Annotated in this window: 3 protein-coding genes; all 3 read left to right on the forward strand. The window is 73.1% G+C overall.

The features are described 5' to 3' along the window. Window positions 1-1,417 (forward strand): tetratricopeptide repeat protein (locus G3I65_RS53140; protein WP_160703869.1); only part of this gene is annotated, 1,417 nt, incomplete at its 5' end. 168 nt (window positions 1,418-1,585) lie between these two features. Further along, window positions 1,586-3,187 (forward strand): carboxylesterase/lipase family protein, encoded by a 1,602-nt coding sequence (locus G3I65_RS53145; protein WP_160703871.1) that lies wholly within the window; start codon window positions 1,586-1,588, stop codon window positions 3,185-3,187. 187 nt (window positions 3,188-3,374) lie between these two features. Beyond that, window positions 3,375-4,165, forward strand: a 791-nt coding sequence (locus tag G3I65_RS53150; protein ID WP_160703873.1) for a polyketide synthase, incomplete at its 3' end; no start/stop codon positions are given.

Here is a 4,165-nt window from a genome sequence, read left to right on the forward strand (position 1 = left end):
CGGCCGCTACCGGCTGCACGACCTGCTGCGGGCGTACGCGCTGCGCCAGGCCGGCGCGAACGAAGCCCCGGCCGCGCGGGCCCGGGCGTGGCGCCGGTTCGTCGAGCTGTACCTCTCCGGCGCGGACGCGGCGGAGCGGATCTTCGGCAGGCGGCACGATCCGCGGCTGCCGCGCGAACCCGCGGTGGTGCCGGCGAACCCCATCTCCTTCGCCGACTCCGCCGAGGCCGCGGCCTGGCTCGACGCCGAGCACGAGAACCTCTGCGCGGTCGTCACGCAGGCGGTCACCGACGGGCCGTACCCGATCGCCTGGTACCTCGCCGACTCCGTGCGCGCGGCGTTCTACCACCGGGGACGCCGGGTCGAATGGGTCGACATCGCGACCACGGTCCTGGCCGCCGCGCGCCGCCTCGACGTGCCCGCCGTCGAAGCGGTCACCGCGCAGAGCATCGGGCTGGCGTTCGTCCACCGGGAACGGCACGAGCAGGCCATCGAGTGGATGACCGAAGCGCTGCGCGTGTTCGAGCGCGTGGACTGGCCCGAGGGCAAGGCCGCCGCGCTCAACGCGTCCGCCATCGCGCTGCGGGTGGCCGGCCGGTTCGAGGAGGCGGCGTCGCAGTTCGAGCTGGCGCTGGACCTGCAGCGCCAGTGCGGCTACCGGCTGGGCCAGGTCAGCGTGCTCAACAACCTGGCCTCGGTGCACCGGCAGCGCTGCCTGCTCGACGCGGCCCGCGCGTGCCTCGACGAGGCGCTGGAGCTCGCCGTCGCCGAGGGCTACCAGCTCGGCGAAGCGGTCGTGCTCGTCGGGGTCGGCGTCGTCCAGCGGCTGCAGGGCGACCTGCCGGGCGCGCGGCGGTCGCTGACCCGGGCGTTCGACCTGCACAAGGCGCACTCCCACCCGTACGGCCAGGGGTCGGCGCTGTGCGGGCTGAGCCTGGTGTCGATCGACCTCGGCGAGTTCGAGCAGGGCCGCGCGCAAGCCGTGCAGGGGCTGGAGATCGCCCGTCAGGAGCAGAACCGCGAGACCGAAGTCGGCGCGCTCAACGCGCTCGCCAAGGCGGAGGCGGCGCTGGGGGAGACCTGCTCGGCGGTCCGCCACCAGCGGGAAGCGGTCGCGGTGGCCCGGCACTGGGGTTCGCCGTGGCACGTCGCGGAAGCGCTGAGCGGCATGGCGTCCGTCCACGGCGCCCGCGGCGACCACGAGGAGGTCCTGCTGGTCGGCGCGGAAGCCCTCGAGCTGGCCCGCGGCGGCGGGCTCCGGCTGATCGAGGTGCGCTGCCTGCTGGCGTTGGCCCGGGCCCACGCGGGTCAGGGGCGGCGCGAGGAGGCGCGCCGGCTTTGCCAGGAGGGGCTCGCGCACGCGGCCGGGCTGCCCGCGTTGCAGACCCGCGCCCGCGAGGTGCTGTCCCGGCTTTGAGGGGTCCGGCCCGGTGTAGTGAATGACTCATTCATGTCGTCCGGCGACATGAATGAGTCATTCACGTCGTCCGCAGGGCCCGTGCTCTCGCCGGTGGGGAAGCGGAATGGAAGTGGGCGCGCTTAGCGTCCGGTCCGTCCCTGCAGGCGAGAGAACTTCGGAGCTTTGATGAGATGGGGTAGAGCCATCGCCGCGGCCGGTGCCGTGGTGGCGCTCGTGGTGCCGGGGGTCGCCTCGCCGGCGGCCGCCGCCGAGGCGAAGTACGTCGGCGAGCTGGCGCTCACCGAGACCGGGGTGGTCCGCGGGACCGCGGCCATCGACCTGGTGACGTTCAAGGGCGTGCCCTACGCCGCCCCGCCGGTCGGGTCGCTGCGCTGGCGGGCGCCGCAGGCCGCGCAGGCGTGGGACGGCGTCCTCGACGCCACGAACTTCCGCAGCCAGTGCGCGCAGCTCGGCGGGCTCGGCGGGATCATCGAGTCCTACGAGGAGAACTGCCTCTACCTCAACGTCTTCGCGCCGAAGACGTCCGGGGTCAAGCCGGTCGTCGTGTGGTTCTACGGCGGCGGGTTCCAGAACGGCACCAGCAGCACCTACGACGCCGCGCGCCTGGCCGTGCAGGGTGACGTCGTGGTCGTCACCGTCAACTACCGGGTCGGCGTGCTGGGCTTCCTCGCGCTGCCGTCCCTCGACGGCGAGACGCCCGGCGTGCAGTCCGGCAACTTCGGCATCCAGGACCAGCGCGCGTCGCTGAAGTGGGTGCAGCGCAACATCGCCGGCTTCGGTGGCAACCCCGGCAACATCACCATCGGCGGCCAGTCCGCCGGCGCCGGTGCCGCGTGCATCCACCTCGCTTCGCCGGCCTCGGCCGGGTTGTTCCAGCGCGCGATCGGCGAGACCTACAGCTGCGGGTCGCCGCTGCTCACCAAGGACGCCGCCGAGACCATGGGCACGACCGTGGCCACGCAGTTCGGCTGCGCCGACGCCGCGGCGGCCGCGGACTGCCTGCGCGGCAAGACCGACGTCAAGGCGCTGATGCAGGCGTGGCCGCCGCTGCCGCAGGGACCCGTGGTCGGCGGCAGCGAGCAGCCGCTGCAGCCGATCGACGCCTTCCGGCAGGGCAAGTTCAACCACGTGCCGATGCTGTGGGGCAACAACCGCGACGAAATGCGGATGATCGTCAGCATCCAGTACGACGCCTCGGGCAACCCGGTCACCGCCGAGTCCTACCCGCAGATCATCCGGAACACCTTCGGCGTCGACGCCGACCGCGTCCTGGCGAAGTACCCCGCGTCCGCTTACCCGACACCGGGTCTCGCGCTGTCGCAGGTGCTCAGCGACGCCGGGGACGACCAGCTCGCCACCTGCCAGCACGTCACGGCGTACCGGGCCGCGATCGCCGGGCAGGCCAAGCTGTTCGTCTACCAGTTCTCCGACCGCACGGCGCCGCCGGTGGTCGACATCCCCGGCTTCGACGAGGGTGCCGAGCACGGCGCGGAACTGAACTACCTGTTCCCGAAGTTCACCGGCGCGACGCTGAACGCGCAGCAGCAAGCGCTCGCCGACCAGATGGCGAAGTACTGGTCGACGTTCGCCCGCACCGGCGACCCGAACGCCTACGGCCTGCCCGCGTGGCCGCGGTTCAGCACCGGAACGGCGCGTGACGCATTGTCGCTGGACCTCGCGTCCGCCGGTGGCAACCAGAAGATCGACCTCGCCACCCGCAGCCAGTGCGACTTCTGGGCGACCGTGCCGCCACCGCCCGGCGCCTGAAAACCCGTGGTACCGAAGGGGACTGTCCGCCAGGGCAGTCCCCTTCTTCGTGCCCGCGGGGCGCCACGGATCGCGTCGCTTCCGTCGCGGCCGGTGACTTTCAGGGGTGGGGAAGCCGGTGGAAGCGAAGCAGAAGCCGTTCCTTCTAACTTTTCGGGGTACCGCAAGAAAACCGTGAGGAGGGTCCATGCCGGACGGGATCGCGATCGTCGGCCTGTCCTGCCGGCTGCCCTCGGCCGGGGACCCCGCCGGGTTCTGGGCCCTGCTCCGCGAAGGCCGCAACGCGATCGGGGCACCGCCCGCCGGCCGCGCCACCTCCCCGGGCGCGCCGCCGGCGGCGTACCTCGATCGCGTCGCGGACTTCGATCCGGCGTTCTTCGGGATCTCTCCGCGGGAAGCCGCGGCGATCGACCCGCAGCAGCGGCTGATGCTCGAACTCGCTTGGGAGGCCGTGGAAAACGCCGGTCTCGTGCCGGGGCCGCGGACCGGTGTCTTCCTCGGCGCCGCCTCCGACGACTACGCCACCCTCCTCGACCGCGCCGGCGCGGACGCCGTCACGCGGCACTCCATGGCCGGGGTCCGCCGTGGCTTGATCGCCAACCGCGTCTCCTACGCGCTCGGCCTGCGCGGGCCCAGCTTCACCGTCGACTCCGGACAGTCGTCGTCGCTGGTCGCGGTGCACCAGGCGGTGGAAAGCCTGCGGCGCGGGGAATGCGCGGTCGCGCTGGCCGGCGGCGTGCACCTCAACCTCGTGCCCGAGAACGCGCTCCTCGCCGAGCGCTTCGGCGGGCTGTCGCCGGACGGCACCGCCCATGTCTTCGACGCGCGCGCCAACGGGTTCGTGCGCGGCGAGGGTGGCGCGGCCGTCGTCCTCAAGCCCCTCGACCGCGCGCTCGCCGACGGCGACCTGGTGCACGCGGTGATCCTCGGCGGCGCGGTCGGCAACGACGGCGGCGGCGCCGGCCTCACCGCGCCGGA

The organism is Amycolatopsis sp. SID8362, from assembly GCF_010550475.1.
GTDB classification, from domain to species: Bacteria; Actinomycetota; Actinomycetes; order Mycobacteriales; family Pseudonocardiaceae; genus Amycolatopsis; species Amycolatopsis eburnea.

Excerpts from the sequence above, each read along its gene's own strand:
- G3I65_RS53145 (WP_160703871.1), top strand. The coding sequence starts at position 1,586 with ATGAGATGGGGTAGAGCCATCGCCGCGGCCGGTGCCGTGGTGGCGCTC.